The sequence below is a fragment of the Streptomyces sp. NPDC001381 genome, assembly GCF_042895685.1.
In the GTDB taxonomy this organism is placed as follows: Bacteria; Actinomycetota; Actinomycetes; order Streptomycetales; family Streptomycetaceae; genus Streptomyces.
In genome coordinates this window covers 541,332-557,389 of sequence record NZ_JBIAWO010000001.1, presented here as the reverse complement: position 1 = coordinate 557,389, position 16,058 = coordinate 541,332, and the positions used below count along the sequence as shown (strand labels likewise).

The window sequence follows — 16,058 nt, the reverse complement described above, 5'->3', positions numbered from 1 at the left end:
GGAGTTAGGGTTTCAACAACCGGTGAGCGTGGGGCAGTTGAGAAGGGCACGTCAAGGTTTCCGGTGAAAGTTCTTGCTGTGAATTGCAAGGCTCTTGCTGTAAACCTTTCGTTAGCGATACGGTCGCGCGGGGTCGGACCCAAGAGAGCCGTAATCGCAAGGAGTTCTCGCCTGTGATACCGAGATGGCCGGCGCCCTCGGCGCGCCGCACCGCGCAAGCAAGACGGATCGCGGCCGTCACCGTGACAGCGCTGGCGGCCGCCCTCGTGCAGCCGCTCGCCGCGCACGCGGACAGTCCGCCCCCGCCCCCGTCCGACGCGAAGCTCGCCGCCGCGCCCGCCCGGCACGACGACACCCGCGAGCAGTTCTACTTCGTCATGCCGGACCGTTTCGCCAACGGGGACGCCGCCAATGACAAGGGCGGCCTCACCGGTTCACGCCTCAGCACCGGATACGACCCCGCCGACAAGGGCTTCTACCAGGGTGGCGACCTCAAGGGCCTGACCAAGCGCCTCGACTACATCAAGGGCCTCGGCACCACCGCCATCTGGATGGCCCCGATCTTCAAGAACCGGCCGGTCCAGGGGACGGGCGCCAACGCCTCCGCCGGCTACCACGGTTACTGGATCACCGACTTCACCCAGGTCGACCCGCACTTCGGCAGCAACAAGGACCTCGAGACCCTCATCGCCAAGGCGCACGCCAAGGGCATGAAGGTCTTCTTCGACGTCATCACCAACCACACCGCCGACGTGGTCGACTACGAGGAGAAGTCCTACGACTACCTCTCCAAGGGCGCGTTCCCGTACCTGACGAAGGACGGCGAGCCCTTCGACGACGCCGACCACGCGGCCGGCGGCTCCCCGTTCCCCGCCGTCGACGCCGACTCGTTCCCGCGCACCCCGACGGTCACCGCCGCGCAGCGGACCGCCAAGGTCCCGTCCTGGCTCAACGACCCGACGATGTACCACAACCGCGGCGACTCGACCTATGCCGGAGAGTCGACCACGTACGGCGACTTCTCCGGCCTCGACGACCTGTGGACCGAGCGTCCCGAGGTCGTCAGCGGGATGGAGAAGATCTACCGGCGCTGGGTGCGGGACTTCGACATCGACGGCTTCCGGATCGACACCGTGAAGCACGTCGACATGGAGTTCTGGACCCAGTGGGCCACGGCCCTGGACGCCTACGCGGCGAAGCGGGGGCGCGAGGACTTCTTCATGTTCGGCGAGGTCTACTCCGCCGACACGGACATCACCTCCCCCTACGTCACCCAGGGCCGCCTGGACGCCACCCTCGACTTCCCCTTCCAGGAGGCGGCCCGGCAGTACGCCTCGCAGGGCGGCAGCGCGCGGAAACTGGCGTCCGTCTTCGAAGACGACTACAAGTACACGACCGACAAGGCCAACGCGTACGAGCAGGTCACCTTCCTCGGCAACCATGACATGGGCCGCATCGGGTACTTCCTGAACCAGGACAACCCGAAGGCGACCGACGCCGAGCTGCTCGCCAAGGACACGCTCGCCAACGAGCTGATGTTCCTCAGCCGCGGCAACCCGGTCGTCTACTACGGCGACGAGCAGGGCTTCACCGGCTCCGGCGGCGACAAGGACGCCCGCCAGACCATGTTCGCCTCCCGGGTCGCCGACTATCTCGACGACGACGAGATCGGCACCGACCGCACCCACGCGAGCGACGCCTACGACACGAAGGCGCCGCTGTACCGGCGGATCGCGGCCCTCGCCAAGCTCCGCAAGGCCAACCCGGCGCTGACCGACGGAGTCCAGACCGAGCGGTACGCGGCCGACGGGGCCGGTGTCTACGCGTTCTCCCGCACCGGCACCGGCAAGGACACGACCGAGTACGTCGTGGCCTTCAACAACGCGGACACGGCGAAGACGGCGACCTTCGAGACCGGTTCCGCGCACATGGCCTTCCGCGGGATCCACGGCACCGGCAAGACGGTGACCTCCGGCGCCGACAAGAAGATCACCGTCACCGTTCCGGCCGGTTCCGCGATCGTCCTCAAGGCCGCCGGGCCGCTCGGCAGGCCCGCCGCCAAGCCGACGCTCACCCTCCGGGCCCCGGCCGCCGGCGCCACCGGCACCGTCGAGCTGAGCGCCGACGTCGACGGCGGACAGCTCAACCGGGTCGTCTTCGCCGCCCAGACCGGCAACGGACGGTGGAAGATCCTCGGCTCCGCCGACCACGCCCCCTACAAGGTCACCCAGACCATCGGCGGGGACGTGCCCGCCGGAACCGCCCTGCGCTACAAGGCGGTGGTCGTCGACTCGGCCGGCCGGACCGCCGGTGCCACCGCCGCGAGCACCACCGGCACCCCGCCCGCCGAGGAGGTCCCCACCGCCTCCTCCCGCGACTACGCGATCGTCCACTACAAGCGCACCGACGGCGACTACGCGGACTGGGGCCTGTACGCCTGGGGCGACCTGGCCGACGGCGAGTCCACGAACTGGCCGGACAGCCACCCCTTCACCGGCCGGGACGCGTACGGCGCCTTCGCCTACGTCAAGCTGAAGCCGGGCGCGTCGAACGTCGGCTTCCTCGTCATCGACAAGGACGGCACCAAGGACGTCTCCGCCGACCGCACGATCGACGTGACGAAGACCGGCGAGGTCTGGATCGAGCAGGGCAAGGAGGCCGTCCTCACGGAGAACCCCGGCCACCCGGCCCAGGACGAGACCAAGGCGGTCCTGCACTACCACCGTGCCGACGGCGACTACGACGGCTGGGGCCTGCACGTCTGGACGGGCGCCGCCCAGCCCAGCGAGTGGTCCAGCCCCCTCGAGCCGGTGCGCACCGACGCCTACGGCGCGGTCTTCGAGGTACCGCTCGCCGACGGGGCCACCAGCCTCAGCTACATCATCCACAAGGGCGACGAGAAGGACCTGCCCGCCGACCAGTCCCTCGACCTCACGGCGAACGGCCACGAGGTGTGGCTGCTGAACGGCCAGGAGAAGTACCTGCTCCCGCAGCCCGCCGGATCCGCCGCCGCGCTAGACCTGACCACCTCCAAGGCGGTCTGGATCGACCGGAACACGGTCGCCTGGAACGGCTCCGAGGCCGCCGCCTCCACCCAGCTGCTGTACTCCCACGACGGCTCGATCACCGTCCACGACGGCACGCTCACCAGCGACGACGAGCGGTGGCTGCGGCTGGCGAAGACCACGCTCACCGACGCCCAGAAGGCGAGGTTCCCGCATCTGAAGGGCTACACGGCCTGGTCGGTCGACCCGCGCGACCGCGACCGGGTGCGGGAGGCGCTGAGCGGTCAGATCGTCGCCTCCCAGCGGGCCGCCAACGGCGCCGTCCTGGCGGCGACGGGCGTCCAGATCGCCGGCGTACTCGACGATCTGTACCCCGCCGCGACGAAGGCGGAGCTGGGCCCGGCGTTCCACGACGGCCGCCCCACGCTGGCCGTCTGGGCGCCGACCGCGCAGAGCGTGGCACTGGAACTCGACGGCTCCACCGTGCGGATGAAGCGTGACTCCGGCACCGGCGTCTGGTCCGTCACCGGCCCCAGGTCCTGGAAGAACAAGCCCTACCGGTACGTGGTGAAGGTCTGGGCGCCCAGCGTCCGCAAGGTCGTCACCAACAGGGTCACCGACCCCTACGCGGTCGCGCTCACCGCGAACTCCGAGCGCAGCCTCGTCGTCGACCTCGACGACAGGTCCCTGGCGCCGAAGGGCTGGTCGTCGTACACCAAGCCCAAGGCGGTCGCCCTCAAGGACGCCCAGATCCAGGAGCTGCACATCCGGGACTTCTCCGTCGCGGACGAGACCGTCCCGGCGCAGGAGCAGGGCACCTACCTCGCCTTCACCGACCGGGACAGCGCCGGCTCCGTGCATCTGCGCGAGCTGGCGCGGTCGGGCACCTCGTACGTGCACCTCCTGCCGGCCTTCGACATCGCCACCATCCCCGAGAAGAGGGCCGACCAGGCGACCCCGGACTGCGACCTCGCCTCCTACGCGGCCGACTCCGGGCAGCAGCAGGAGTGCGTGACGAAGAGCGCCGCGAAGGACGCCTACAACTGGGGCTACGACCCGTACCACTACACCGTCCCCGAGGGGTCCTACGCCACCGACCCGGACGGCACCGCCCGTACGGTCGAGTTCCGCAGGATGGTGAAGGCGCTGAACGACGACGGCCTCCGGGTCGTCATGGACGTCGTCTACAACCACACCGCGGCGAGCGGCCAGGCGGACACCTCCGTCCTCGACCGGATCGTCCCCGGTTACTACCAGCGCCTCCTCGCCGACGGATCGGTCGCCAACAGCACCTGCTGCGCGAACACCGCCACCGAGAACGCCATGATGGGCAAGCTGGTCGTCGACTCGATCGTGACCTGGGCCAAGGAGTACAAGGTCGACGGCTTCCGCTTCGACCTCATGGGCCATCACCCGAAGGCCAACATCCTGGCGGTCAGGAAGGCCCTGGACGCACTGACCCCCGCCAAGGACGGCGTGGACGGCAAGAAGATCATCCTGTACGGCGAGGGCTGGAACTTCGGCGAGGTCGCCGACGACGCCCGCTTCGTGCAGGCCACGCAGAAGAACATGGCCGGTACCGGCGTCGCGACCTTCTCCGACCGGGCCCGGGACGCCGTCCGCGGCGGCGGCCCCTTCGACGAGGACCCCGGCGTCCAGGGCTTCGCGTCCGGGCTGTACACCGACCCCAACGCGTCCACGGCGAACGGCACTCCGGCGCAGCAGAAGGCCCGCCTCCTGCACTACCAGGACCTGATCAAGGTCGGCCTGTCCGGCAACCTCCGGCAGTTCACCTTCACCGGCACCGACGGCAAGGAGGTCACCGGCGCCGAGGTCGACTACAACGGCTCGCCCGCCGGCTACGCGGACGCACCGGGCGACGCCCTCGCCTACGCCGACGCGCACGACAACGAGTCCCTGTTCGACGCCCTCGCCTACAAGCTGCCGAAGGACACGTCCGCGGCCGACCGGGCCCGGATGCAGGTGCTCGCGATGGCCACGAGCGCCCTCTCGCAGGGTCCGGCGCTCTCCCAGGCCGGCTCCGACCTGCTGCGCTCCAAGTCCCTGGACCGCAACTCCTACGACAGCGGCGACTGGTTCAACGCGATCCACTGGAACTGCGCCGACGGCAACGGCTTCGGGCGCGGGCTGCCCCCGGCGGCCGACAACTCCTCCAAGTGGCCTTACGCCAAGCCCCTGTTGACCTCCGTCGGTGTGGGCTGCGCGCAGATCACGGCCGCCTCCGCCGCGTACCGGGACCTGCTGCGGATCCGTACCACGGAGAAGGCGTTCTCGCTCGGCACGGCCGAGGCGGTGCAGTCGGCGCTGTCCTTCCCGCTGTCCGGCACGGACGAGACACCCGGTGTGATCACCATGGAGCTGGGCGACCTGGTCGTCGTGTTCAACGCGACTCCGGCCGAGCAGAAGCAGCGGATCGTTTCTCTCGCCGGCCAGGACTACCGGCTGCACCCGGTGCAGGCATCGGGCGCGGACTCTACCGTCAAGACCTCGTCCTACGTGCGTGAATCGGGCACGTTCGCCGTTCCGGGTCGTACTGTCGCGGTATTCTCCCGGGTTTCCTGATACAGGGCTACGTTGGTGGGGCGGTCCCGGGTGCGGGGCCGCCCCACCACGTCGTTTCCTAGAGGGCCGGGAGTCTGACGGTGCCCGCCGAACCCCCGCAGACGCAGTCCGTCGTGCGGGCCGCGCTGCGCGGGGCGCGGCGGCGGGGTGACCCGGAGGTGCGCGCCCGTCGGCTGACCCTGCTCGCGGAGACGACCGTCGCCGTACAGACGGCGCGCTGCCCCGGGGAGCTGGCCCACGCGGCCGCGGAGGGCGCCGCGCGGCTCATCGGCGCCCCGGCCGTCGTGTTCGTGGTCGGCCCGGACGGCGGACTGCACCGGGGCACCACCCGCGACCGCGGCGCGCTCGGGCTGCCGGACGCGGCCGCGCACGAGACGGTGGCCCGGATGGTCTCCCGGCTCGCGGCGGGACCCGGCGGGGTGCGGGGCGTGGTCGCGCCGGCGACGCTGTGGCCCGCCGGGTTCTTCCGGCCCGGCCGGCGGGAGGCGGCCCGCCTGGTGCTGGCCGTGACCCGGCGTCGCCGCACCCCGGTCTGCGTGGCCACCCCCGCCGCCGCCCCCGTCGCCGACGACGGCCTGCTCTCCCGGCTCGCCCAGGTCACCGCGCTGGCCGCCGAGCCGCTGCTGATGTACCAGGTGGAACGCCATGTCGCGCGCACCCTGCAGCACAGCTTCCTGCCCCGCCCCGAACGGCCGCCCCGCCTGCCCGGCGTGGACCTCGTGGTGCGGTACGTGCCCGCGTCCCGGGAGTCGGAGATCGGCGGCGACTTCTACGCGGCCGTGTCCACCGGCGCCGGGGTGTTCACCGCGGTCGGTGACGTCGTGGGGCACTCGCTGGAGGCGGCCGCGGTGATGGTGGAGATCCGGCACGCGCTGCGCGCCTACTGCGTCGAGGACCCCGACCCGGCGGTGCTGGCCGCCCGTCTCGACCGGATGCTCCAGCACTACCACCCCGAGGTCACGGCGACCGTGTGCCTGGCCCTGCTGGATCCGGCCACCGGGCGGCTGCGGGTGGCCAACGCCGGCCATCTTCCCCCGCTGGTCGTCTCCGGCTCCGGCGGCGCCGGGTACGTCGACGTGCACGGGCCGCTGCTCGGGCTCGGCCTCGACCGTCCGGAGCCGGCCGAGCTGGTGCTGGGGCCCGGGGACCGGCTGCTGATGGTCACCGACGGTCTGATCGAGACGCGCGGCACGGACCTCGGCGTCTGTCTGGAGCGGTTGCGCACGGCCGCCGCCGAGGCCCCGCAGGGTCTGGACGCCCTGTGCGACCTGCTGCTCGCCCGCTTCGGCCGCGACCAGGAGGACGACATCGCGATGCTGGCGCTGCGGCTAGGGTGAGCCTCAGGACGCCCTGGAAGAGGAGTGCTCATGCCGAACATCACCGTCGACTACTCGGCCACGATGGCCCACGACTTCGACCCGGCCGCCTTCGCGGCGGCCCTGCACTCGTCGGTGGTGGAGATCGCGGCCGCCAAGCCGGAGGCCTGCAAGACCCTGTTCCGCAAGGCCGACGCGACCGCGTTCGGGTACGAGGACCCGCGGGAGGCGCGGCACGCGGTCGTCCACGTCACCGTCGGGCTGCTCGCCGGCCGCACCGACGAGACCAAGGCGCGGCTGACCGAGGCGGTCCTGGAGCTGCTGCGCGAGCACGTGCCGGCGGAAAGGGACTTCGTGCTGCACGCCTCCGCCGAGATCCGTGACCTGGACCCGTCGTACCGCAAGTTCGAGGGCTGAGCGCCCGCGTCGCCGGCATGATCCGCCGGGCGGACACGACCTAGGACGCCAGGGCGATCAACCGGGTCGCCAGGTCGCCGAAGGGGCCGTCGGCCGGCTCGCCGCTCAGGACGGGGCGCAGTACGGCCCGCATCTCGTCGTCGAAGGCCGCGCTGACGGCGGTGAGCGCGGCGAAGTCGTGCACGAGCTGCACCTCCAGCTCCGCGCGCGGGATGCGCCGTCCGTCCAGCCAGATCAGCGCGGTCGACTCGGCGAGCGAGATCCAGGAACGGATCACCAGTTCCAGGCGGGCGGGCGGGTCGGTGATCTCCAGGTGGGAGAGGATCTGCTCGTAGGCGGCCTGGCGTACCGAGTCGATCAGGGCGTTGGTGGTCGAGGAGCCGACCGCCGGGCCACCGCGCATGAGGGCCGAGAAGCCGGGGCCGTGCTCGTCGACGAAGTCGAAGTAGCGGCGCATCACCCGCAGCAGCCGCGACCCGAGCGGGCCCTCGGCGGGTTCGATGAAGCGGCCGGCGAGATCCTCCGAGGCCCGCTTCAACGCAGCCTCGTACAGGCTGAGTTTGCCGGGGAAGTAGTGGTAGACGAGCGGACGCGAGATGCCGGCGGCGGCCGCTATCTCGTCGATGGAGACCTCGTCGGGCGAGCGCTGGGCGAACAGTTCGAGGGCGACGCCGATCAACTGCTGCCGACGCTCCTCGACTCCCATTCTTCGACGAACCCCGGTAGTCATGGGCACACCTTACCGATCGGATCCAGCCTCGAACGGACGGGTTCGGCCGCGCGCGTTCACCTGACGAGCACCAGCCGATCACTTCGCACCCCGGGAGCGGGGACCGGTGCCGATCAGTTGAGGCCGTTGATCGAACGCCCGTCGGCCAGTGTGCCCTTCAGATCCGCCTTCGCGCCCTTCTCCGCGCGCAGGGTGAGCAGGTTGCCCTGCGCCGACCCGCTCACCCCGCCGGTCGCCCGCACGGACCGCGCCCGCTGGTCGCCGGCCGCGAGGAGGTACCAGTTGCCGCCCTCCGACTTCCACAGCACCCCGGCGAGCACATGCGGATCGCGCGGCCCGCACCCGGGCACGTCCCCGGCCTTGGCGACGGCCGCCCCGGAGAGCCCGCCCGGCGTGCGGAACTGGGCGAGGACCCGGGTCCCGTCGCCCCGCCAGGTCTCCGCCCGGGTGCACACCCATTCCGCCGAGCCGCTCCCGTCGGGCAGCGGCTGGCGCGCGTACGACCACGCGTTGACCGTCCGTACGCCCTGCCCGCGCACGTCCGCCAGCGAGCAGGCGTACGGCGCCCAGGTGCGGAGCGCCTCCGCGCCCGTCGCCTCCGCCGGCGCGCCGGGCCGGCCCGAGGTGAGCCGGGCGGGGACGAGTTCGCCCAGGTCGGTGAGGAGGTGGGTGCCCGAGGCGTCCGTGATCTGGAGGACGTTCCAGCCGGTGCAGGTGCCGGACCGGGTGGCGGGGCTGGCCAGCGGCGAGGTGATGCCGTCGGTGAGCGTCAGGTCCATCACCCCGGCGCCGGGCTTGGACAGGTCCCGCTCGCCCGCCCTCGTCACCCAGGGCGCCGTCAGCCAGCGGACGTTGCCGTCGGCCCGGTCCAGGACGATCGCGGCGGCCTCGGCACCGGCCGCGCCGTCGACCCGCGCGAAGTCGAGGGCCGCCCCGGCCGTGCCGTCCTTGGGCTCGGCGTAACGGGCGATGCGCAGACCGTCGTACAGGATCACCACGCGGGCGGTGCCGACGTCGCCCGCGTACAGGAGCTGGGGCGGCCCGAAGGGGCCGCCGGAGGGGGTGTCGGGGGTCGCGGAGACCCGGACCGTCCCGCCCGGGCGGGCCCAGACGGCGAGGGCGCGGCGCAGCAGCGCGGTGTCGCGGACGAGCGCGCCGCGGGCCGGCCAGACGGAGAAGTCGGTGCGCGCGGACGTCTTCCAGGCGACGGGGGAGACCCGCAGCAGCCGGCCCGGGTCGAGGGCGGCCTCGGCGGCCGGGTTGCGCGCGTACAGGGGGGCGGCGGCACCGTCCGGTCCCCAGCCGTCGCCGGGCAGGGCCACCAGGGCGCCGCACACCGCGAGCGCGGCGGCGGCGGCGAGCGCGGCCCTGGTGTGCCGGCGGCGGCGCATGAGATCGGTGGGCCGGGCCTGGAGCGAGCAGGGGTCGAACTCGGGGGAGTCGAGGAGCGCGAACTGGGCGGGAACCCGGTCGGCCTCGCGCAGCGCGCCGTCGATGTCCTCGACACCGGCCTCGCCGAGCACCTTGCGCACGTCGCCGTCCGGCAGCTTCTCCAGACCGCGCAGGACGTAGACGGCACGGGCCGGGCCGGAGAGGGCGGACAGGCGCTGGTCCAGCGCGAGTTCGTCGGCGCCGCCGGAGCGCGGGAACAGCCTGAGGCCCAGGACCTGGGGGAGCAGCGGCGGGAGCTGGGCGCGCCTGGGCCACGCCCGGAGCCCGAGCGGTGCGCCCGCCTCCAGCGCCGTACGCACCACCTGGAGGCGGACGTACGCGTACCCGGGGTCGCCGTCGCGGGCGCCGGCCTGGGCCTGCGCCGGGATCACGGGGGCCGCGGCGCGGCCGCGGGGCAGGGCGCGCTGGACGAGGGCGTGGGCGGTCAGGACCCGGCGGCCCCGGCCGGGGCCCGGCGGCAGCACCAGGTAGGCGAGCCGGACGAGACGCGGGTAGTGCTCGACGAGCGCGGCCTCGGCCTGCTCGACGTCGACGACCCGGTCGGTGACGGAACCGGGTGCGGGGCGCGGGGCGACATCCTGTGACTGCACGTCCAGCAGAACGAGCGGGGCGGTGGATGGTCACCGCCGTCCGGCCGGGGCGGTCTACGGCTCCACGAGTGCCCGCGCGTAGTTCGCCATCGACCGCTGGTAGCGGGGGAGATGGGGGGCGAGGGCGCCGAGGACCAGGGACAGGCCCTCGCGGTCGCGGCCCAGGCTGGACAGGCACAGGGCGAGGGTGGCCCGGACGGCGTCGTCCAACTCGTCGGACGGGGCGTCCAGTTCGGGGGTGAGGAGCTCGACGCCCTCCTCGGCCAGGCCGGTGTTGCGCAGGGAACTGGCGAGCTGGATCCTGGCGCGCCGGCCCTTGTGGCGGCTCAGCTCGCTCAGTCCGCGGGCGAGTGCCTCCCGGTACAGCGGGACGGCCTTGTCGGAGTGCCCGGTCGAGTCCCAGGCGCACGCCTGCTCGAAGAGGCCGAGCGGACTGCCCTCGGGCAGTTCGTCGACGAGCGCGTCGATCACGGCGCGGAACTCGCCCGCCCGTTCCTCGGGGTACTCGTCCAGAGTGGCCCAGACGGCGGTCACGCGGTCTTCCCAGTTCCGGTTCACCGGCTCACTCTCGCACGTCGCGGTCCGGCTCGCGCCGGTATTTTGAGCGGACCGCACGCGGGAGCCGTATCCAGGACGAGGCTCTTGCAGGGAGGACAGATGAAGGTGACCCGACCGATCTTCGCGGCGGCGGCCGCCGCGGCGGCGCTGGTGCTGGCGGGGTGCGGCTCCTCGGGCTCCGGGAAGGCCGAGGTGTCCGTGCCGACGGCGGCGACCGGCAGCCTGGAACACCTGGCCGCCGAGGTGGACTGCACGCCGGACATGCAGACGGACGCCGACGAACTGCGCCAGGCCATCTGCAAGACCGCCGCGGGCAGGTTCCTCCTGTTGACCTTCGCCACCGACCGCGGGCAGCGCGAGTGGATCAACGGGGCCAAGGACTACGGCGGTCACTACCTGGTCGGCCGCAAGTGGGTGGCCGTGGGCGAGGAGACCAGCACCGTGACGGCGCTGCGCAAGACGCTCGGCGGCGACATCGAGGAGGGCACCGACCACTCCGCGCACGCGTCGCACGAGGCGTCCGGCAGCGCGACGCACTCCGGTCACTGAACCCGGACGGTCCACGGGCGACACGGAAGGCCGGCGGTGAGGAATCCTCACCGCCGGCCTTTCAGTCGGCCTCAGCCGGTCTCAGTGGACCTCAGCGGGTCACTGGCACCGCTTGCCGGTGTTGATGCAGTTGACCATCTTGTTCATCGTGTTCGCGGAGAAGAAGTTGATGAAGTCGTTGTGGTCGGTGATCGGCTTGTGCAGGTTCTCCGGGAAGGTGTCGACCGCGTAGGCGTTCTTCACGACACCGTTCTGGATGACCGGCTGCGGAACGTTGTAGACCAGCCGGACCTGGAGCTGCGGGATCGCCTTGAAGCCGTTGGCGCAGGTGCCGTCGGCCTGGACGAACGCCACGTGCGTGCGGTGGTTGGCGCTGTCGATGTTCTTGCCGTCCCAGCAGCTCTGGAAGTTGGTCGTGCGGACGACCTGGCTGCCCTGCGGGCAGATCGGGTACTGGGTCTCCAGCTGCACCTTGTTCTCGAAGCCGGTGCAGCTCCAGTTCACGTTGGCGTTGCCGTTGCCGTTGACGAAGGCCTTGGCGTCACCGGTGATGATGCGCAGGGCCGTCGGCATGGCGACGACCTTGCCCCTCTTGTTGCCGACGAACTTCAGCTGGGCCTGGACCGGCTGAAGGATCTTGCCGACGTTGCCTTCCTTGCCGCCGCCGTCCTTGTTCTGGTCGAAGTCCTGCGAGCCGTCCTGGACACGCAGCACCGGCCAGAAGTAAGAGGACTTGTCGCCCTGGTTCTGGCAGCTCGTCTGGGCGGCCGCCAGCTTCTGGTCGTTCGCGAACGCGTCGTTGCTCTGGTTGCCGACGTAGTCGTGCAGGTGATGGGCACCGTTGCTGACACCGGGGGCCACGATCACGTTGTCCGTGTTGTGGTTGTCGTTGCCGTTGGTGCCGCACTTGGTGGTGAAGCTGCCGCGCGAGCCCGAATTGCCGTTCGCCTTCAGACCGTTGGCGCCGACACCGAGCTGTGCGTTGGCCTGGACCTTGGTGATGTCCACGAAGTCCGCCGCGGTCGGGCCGTTGCCGCCCTGGCCGTTGGCGCCCGCCTGCTGCTGGCCGCCGTTCTGCTGGCCGCCGTTCTGCTGCTGGCCACCGTTCTGCTGCTGGCCGCCGTTCTGCTGCTGCTGGCCACCGTTCTGCTGCTGGCCGCCACCCGCCTGGCCGGCGTTGGTGTTCGCCGTCTGCGTGGTGCAGGCCGCGAGCTGGCTCAGCGAACTGTCGAACTGGCCGCCGACCCGCTGGATGTTGATCCGGATCCGGTCGATCGTGGCAGCCCGCTTCTCCTTGAGAGGGCCGACGATCGCGTTCTGCACGAACCCGGCGTCGTTCGCCTGCGCCTGACGCGACGAGGCGAGGCGGGCGTAGGCCTCGGTGATCTGCTTGTCGAGGTTCGCCAGTTCGGTGGCGACGCCCTGCTTGGCCTTCGCCGGCACGTTCGTCAGCTTCTGCCCCACGTCCGGGCAGGAGATGGTGGCGACCTGCGCGGCCGCGGTGGCGGCCTTGGTCGTGTTCTGGCCCGAGCTGCTCGACTCGTGAGCCGAAGCATAGAAGTTCGCCCAGATCAGCCCGCCCCCACCGAGCGCTAGGGCCGCCGATGCTGCCACGGCCTTCGTGGCCATCGACGAACGGCGTTTACGTATGTTGCGTCCCATGGAACTCCTCTGACTTCCTTGGCGGGGCAGCATCGAGGCGCCCGACAGGAGTGAAGCTGCCCCCTCTCTTACGCGCGCCGTCCCAGGGGTGTTCAGCGTTCTCAGAAATTGATGAGAGGTCCGTACGACAAAACGGCCCCAACGACCCCACACTTCACGGTAGTTGGCGAGCTACCGGTCGCGGTCCAGATAGGCCAGCACCGCCAGTACCCTGCGGTTGTCGTCGTCCGAGACCTCCAAACCCAGCTTCACGAAGATGTTCGCGGTGTGCTTGGCGACGGCGCGCTCGGTGACGACCAGCCTGCCGGCGATCGCCGCGTTCGAGCGGCCCTGCGCCATCAGCTCCAGAACCTCCCGTTCGCGGGGGGTGAGCCGGTCCGTCGGGCCCTGCCCGTCGCCCGAGCGGCGGGCGAGGAGCTGCTGGATCACCTGGGGGTCCATCGCCGTACCGCCCGCCGCGACCCGCCGTACGGCGTCCACGAACTGCTCCGCGTCGAACACCCGGTCCTTCAGCAGATACCCGACCCCGCCGGTGCCGTCGGCGAGCAGCTCGCGCGCGTACAGCTGTTCCACGTGCTGGGAGAGGACCAGCACCGGCAGGCCCGGCTTCCTGCGGCGGGCCGCGAGCGCGCACTGCAGGCCCTCGTCGGTGTGCGTGGGCGGAAGCCGGACGTCGACGACGGCGACGTCCGGCTCCAGTTCGGCGAGGGCCCGCTCCAGCTCGGGCCCGCTCTCCACGGCGGCGGCGATCTCGAAGTCGTAGGCCTCCAGCAGCCGCACCAGCCCGTCCCGCAGCAGGAACAGATCTTCGGCTAGGACAACGCGCAAGGAATCTCCATGGTCACCATGGTGGGACCGCCCGCCGGGGAGCTGACGGCCAGGACGCCGTCGAATGTACCCAGTCGCCGCTCCACCCCGGCCAGGCCCGAGCCGGCCCCGGTCACGGCGCCGCCGCGGCCGTTGTCGGTGACGCAGATCCGCAGATGCCCGTCCGTGTGGTGCAGGTCGACCCAGACGCGCTCGGCGCCGGAGTGCTTGACCGCGTTGGTGAGCACCTCGCTGACGGCGAAGTACGCGGCCGACTCGACCGGCGCCTCGGCCCGTCCGGGAAGGTCCACGGCCACCTCGGTCGCGATCGGCAGCCGCAGTGCCAACGCCTTTACCGCATCGCCCAGTCCGCGCTCGGCCAGCACCGGCGGATGGATCCCGCGCACCAGGTCGCGCAGCTCGGCCAGCGCCTCGGCGGACGACTGCCGGGCCTGCGCGAGCAGTTGCTTGGCCTTCTCGGGGTCCTTGTCGACGAGCACCTCGACCGTGCCGAGGTCCATGCCCATCGCCACCAGCCGGGCCTGCGCGCCGTCGTGCAGATCCCGCTCGATGCGCCGCAGTTCGGCCGCGGAGGTGTCCACGGCGTCCCGCCGGGTCTCGGTCAGCACCCTGACACGCTCGGCCAGTTCGGCCTGACTGGGGGCGAGCAGGGCCCCGGTGAGCCGGAAGTGGAGCCGCAGCGCGCTCACGGCGTACCGGTCGGCGACGACCAGGAGAAGCACGGCCAGCGCGGCGGCGGCGAACGCGGTCGTCTGGTCGCTCACCGGCACGAAGCCGTACCAGTACGGTCCGTACTCGCCGTAGGGCCCGGCCGTCATGGTCCGCCACAGCCCCGCCGCCAGGGCGAACCCTTCCAGCGGGTAGAGGACGAGGACGACGGGGAGCAGCGCGGTCACCAGCCCCGCCACCATGTCCACCTGGAGCCACCGCAGGTCCCGCCAGGTCGCCGGGTCCTGGAGCAGCGCGTAGGTGCGCTTCCACGGGTTGGCGGTCCCGGGGCGCGGCCGGTACGCCGACGGGATGCTCGTCCCGCACCATCTCCGGGCCAGCTCGCGGCGGTTGTCCGCGAGGGCCCGCACCCAGGTCAGGATCCACGGCGTGGTGAGGACACCGATGCCGAGCGGAATCAGCGCGAGGGAGAGGAGGGCCAGGACGTAGCACGCCACCGTCCAGGGCCAGACCGCGACGGCCAGCACGAGCCCCCGCACGGCGGCGAGCACCGTCTCCCGTGCCCTCGAACCGCCGTCGCGCCTCTTCGTTTTGGTGTTCATGACGTCAGTCTGGCCGAGCGGCACCGCGCGGGCACTGGCCCGGAACCCCGTCTCAGGGGGTGGTGTCAGATACACCCCCGGTGCCCGCGAGCACCTCGGCCTCCACCCGCGGATCGAGACCCTTGACCGTCCGGTCCGGGCGGTGCGGCGCCGTTCCGCCGATCGACCGCAGCCAGTTCCAGGTGTCGGCGACGGTCTCCCCGGCCGGACGGCAGGACAGCCCCGTGGCCACCGCCCGTGAGACGTCCGCCGCGTGCAGGGCGTCGTGCATGTCGGTCCCCGGCGGCACCCACACCGGCAGCTGGGTCCACGGCTCGATGCCGGCGCCGAGCACGACCTCCGGCCCGGTCCAGCGCAGTTCGGCGTCCGAACCGGTGACCCGGACGCACGCGTCCAGCAACTCGCCCATGGTGGCGTGTCCTTGAGGGCTCATCAGGTTGAACGGCCCGCTCAGCTCCTGCTCGGCCGCCCCGAGGATCCACGCGGCGAGGTCGCGGGCGTCGACGTACTGGAGGGGAAGGCCGCGCGGACCGGGGGCGAGGACCGGGCCGCCGCGCGCGATCCGGCCCAGCCACCAGGGCAGCCGGCCCACGTTCTCGTACGGGCCGAGGATCAGCCCGGCCCGTACGAGGACCGAGTCCTCGGTGCCGAAGGCGTCCACCGCGGCCAGCTCGCCGCCCCGCTTGTCGCGGGCGTAGTCGGTCCGGTCGGCGTCGGGCGCGGCGCCCTCGACCACGGGAGCGTCCTCCCCGTACCCGGCGGGCGGGGCCCAGGCGTACACCGAGCAGCTCGACACGTACACGTACCGGCGGGCGCGGCCCCGCAGCAGCCGCGCTGCCTCGTGCACCGGGCGGGGCGCCGCCGACCAGGTGTCGACGACGGCGTCCCAGTCCCCGGCGTGCGCGTCGAGGGCGTCCAGTCCGCCTGGCGCGGTGCGGTCGCCGGTCAGGGCCGTCACCCCCGGGGCGGGGGCGTGCCGCCCCCGGTTCAGGACCGTCACGTCCCAGCCGCGTCCGAGGGCCGCCTCGACGACGGCCCGTCCCACGAACTCCGTACCACCCAGCACCAGAAGTCTCATACCGGTGACTGTGCCCGGC

Annotated in this window: 10 protein-coding genes and 1 pseudogene; 4 read left to right on the top strand and 7 right to left on the bottom strand. The window is 71.9% G+C overall.

Translation table 11 applies throughout. From position 1 onward, the window contains the following. Window positions 1-173 precede the first annotated feature (173 nt). The 3 genes and pseudogenes from pulA to ACFY2L_RS02505 all read left to right on the top strand — a co-directional run bounded on the left by pulA (window position 174) and on the right by ACFY2L_RS02505 (window position 7,321). Entirely contained in the window at window positions 174-5,588 is a 5,415-nt protein-coding gene (pulA, locus tag ACFY2L_RS02515; RefSeq protein ID WP_390821287.1) for a pullulanase-type alpha-1,6-glucosidase, read from the top strand. 74 nt (window positions 5,589-5,662) lie between these two features. After that, window positions 5,663-6,925: pseudogene (locus ACFY2L_RS02510) on the top strand (PP2C family protein-serine/threonine phosphatase); the annotation flags it as partial. 30 nt (window positions 6,926-6,955) lie between these two features. Next, window positions 6,956-7,321 carry a 5-carboxymethyl-2-hydroxymuconate Delta-isomerase gene (locus ACFY2L_RS02505; RefSeq protein ID WP_390821286.1) on the top strand — a complete coding sequence of 122 codons (366 nt, stop codon included), beginning with the start codon at window positions 6,956-6,958 and terminating at the stop codon, window positions 7,319-7,321. Window positions 7,322-7,361: 40 nt separating this feature from the next. Here ACFY2L_RS02505 and ACFY2L_RS02500 read toward each other — a convergent pair whose 3' ends face one another. The 3 genes from ACFY2L_RS02500 to ACFY2L_RS02490 form a co-directional block, all read right to left on the bottom strand. Beyond that, on the bottom strand, window positions 7,362-8,051 hold the full coding sequence (locus tag ACFY2L_RS02500) for a TetR/AcrR family transcriptional regulator (RefSeq protein ID WP_390655713.1): 690 nt from the start codon (window positions 8,049-8,051) through the stop codon (window positions 7,362-7,364). Window positions 8,052-8,164: 113 nt separating this feature from the next. Continuing rightward, entirely contained in the window at window positions 8,165-10,093 is a 1,929-nt protein-coding gene (locus ACFY2L_RS02495) for a hypothetical protein (protein WP_390821285.1), read from the bottom strand. A gap of 54 nt (window positions 10,094-10,147) precedes the next feature. Beyond that, complete coding sequence (locus tag ACFY2L_RS02490) at window positions 10,148-10,627, bottom strand: tetratricopeptide repeat protein (RefSeq protein ID WP_390821284.1); 480 nt, start codon at window positions 10,625-10,627, stop codon at window positions 10,148-10,150. Between the two features lie 123 nt (window positions 10,628-10,750). On the opposite strand from ACFY2L_RS02490, the gene ACFY2L_RS02485 reads away from it, so the two are divergent. Next, window positions 10,751-11,200: a hypothetical protein gene (locus tag ACFY2L_RS02485; protein WP_390655716.1), complete on the top strand. Its 450-nt coding sequence runs from the start codon at window positions 10,751-10,753 to the stop codon at window positions 11,198-11,200. A 99-nt stretch (window positions 11,201-11,299) separates the two neighbouring features. Here ACFY2L_RS02485 and ACFY2L_RS02480 read toward each other — a convergent pair whose 3' ends face one another. The 4 genes from ACFY2L_RS02480 to ACFY2L_RS02465 all read right to left on the bottom strand — a co-directional run bounded on the left by ACFY2L_RS02480 (window position 11,300) and on the right by ACFY2L_RS02465 (window position 16,039). Further along, window positions 11,300-12,862 (bottom strand): DUF1996 domain-containing protein, encoded by a 1,563-nt coding sequence (locus tag ACFY2L_RS02480; RefSeq protein WP_390821283.1) that lies wholly within the window; start codon window positions 12,860-12,862, stop codon window positions 11,300-11,302. Between the two features lie 171 nt (window positions 12,863-13,033). Beyond that, window positions 13,034-13,690 carry a LuxR C-terminal-related transcriptional regulator gene (locus ACFY2L_RS02475; protein ID WP_390655718.1) on the bottom strand — a complete coding sequence of 219 codons (657 nt, stop codon included), beginning with the start codon at window positions 13,688-13,690 and terminating at the stop codon, window positions 13,034-13,036. Continuing rightward, window positions 13,675-14,961, bottom strand: coding sequence for a sensor histidine kinase (locus ACFY2L_RS02470; RefSeq protein ID WP_390821282.1), 1,287 nt, complete (start codon window positions 14,959-14,961; stop codon window positions 13,675-13,677). The genes ACFY2L_RS02475 and ACFY2L_RS02470 overlap by 16 nt, the downstream gene beginning before the upstream one ends. 52 nt (window positions 14,962-15,013) lie before the next feature. Continuing rightward, window positions 15,014-16,039, bottom strand: a complete 1,026-nt coding sequence (locus ACFY2L_RS02465; RefSeq protein WP_390821281.1) for an NAD-dependent epimerase/dehydratase family protein — start codon at window positions 16,037-16,039, stop codon at window positions 15,014-15,016. Window positions 16,040-16,058 lie beyond the last annotated feature (19 nt).